At 50.3% G+C, this 950-nt stretch carries 2 tRNA genes and 3 rRNA genes; all 5 read right to left on the bottom strand.

Going from position 1 to position 950, the window contains the following annotated elements:
- Positions 1-116, bottom strand: a 23S ribosomal RNA gene (locus tag FCN15_RS18955); the annotation flags it as partial.
- A gap of 230 nt (positions 117-346) precedes the next feature.
- Positions 347-422: transfer RNA gene (locus tag FCN15_RS18960), tRNA-Ala, on the bottom strand.
- 42 nt (positions 423-464) lie between these two features.
- Positions 465-541 (bottom strand) — tRNA-Ile (locus tag FCN15_RS18965).
- Between the two features lie 35 nt (positions 542-576).
- A 5S ribosomal RNA gene (gene rrf / locus FCN15_RS18970) occupies positions 577-693 on the bottom strand.
- A 138-nt stretch (positions 694-831) separates the two neighbouring features.
- Positions 832-950 (bottom strand): 16S ribosomal RNA (locus tag FCN15_RS18975); the annotation flags it as partial.

Here is a 950-nt window from a genome sequence, read left to right on the forward strand (position 1 = left end):
GGACATCCCCGGATCAAAGCTTGCTTACAGCTCCCCGAGGCCTTATCGTTGTTCGCCACGTCCTTCTTCGGCTCCTAGCGCCTAGGCATCCTCCGTGTGCTCTTAGTAGCTTAACCAAATCGCTCCTATTTTTGGCTGACGGCTCTGTTCCTCATTGGTTTCTTCGATTGAAATCTTCAAAGGTAGAAACAAATTCGCAAAGGATCCATCATCTCAAAAACACTCGCATAATCAGCTAGTACTAAACTTGTTCTCTACGATCACAAGTTTCAGCTAAAAGAATGTTTCTAATTCGCATTTGTTGTTTCGTTATCCAGTTTTCAAGGATCAAATGGTAAATCAATTATGGTGGAGCCAAGGAGGATCGAACTCCTGACCTCCTGCTTGCAAGGCAGGCGCTCTCCCAGCTGAGCTATGGCCCCATACTGTACTCCAAAAGTGAAATCACTTATGGAAGTTAGGAATGGTGGGCCCTAGTGGACTCGAACCACCGACCTCACCCTTATCAGGGGTGCGCTCTAACCAACTGAGCTAAGGGCCCTAACTTGATATTATATTGTAACCCTTATGGGTTGCGCTTGGCGACGTCCTACTCTCCCAGGACCCTGCGGTCCAAGTACCATTGGCGCTGGAGGGCTTAACGGTCGTGTTCGGGATGGGTACGTGTGGAACCCCTCCGCCATCATCACCAAACGCATTGCTTGAAAGAGGTTTGCTCTCTCAAAACTGACCAACGAGTGAGAAGGTCCCTTTGCTTTCGCAAAGGCAATCCGGCGACTTGCGTCGACCGTGTATTTGAATGTCTTCATCGCAGAAGACGATTCTCCATAGAAAGGAGGTGATCCAGCCGCACCTTCCGATACGGCTACCTTGTTACGACTTCACCCCAATCGTCTACCCCACCTTCGGCGGCTGGCTCCCTTGCGGGTTACCCCACCGACTTCGGGTGT

This window comes from Paenibacillus pinistramenti (assembly GCF_005869875.1).
Lineage (GTDB): Bacteria > Bacillota > Bacilli > Paenibacillales > Paenibacillaceae > Fontibacillus > Fontibacillus pinistramenti.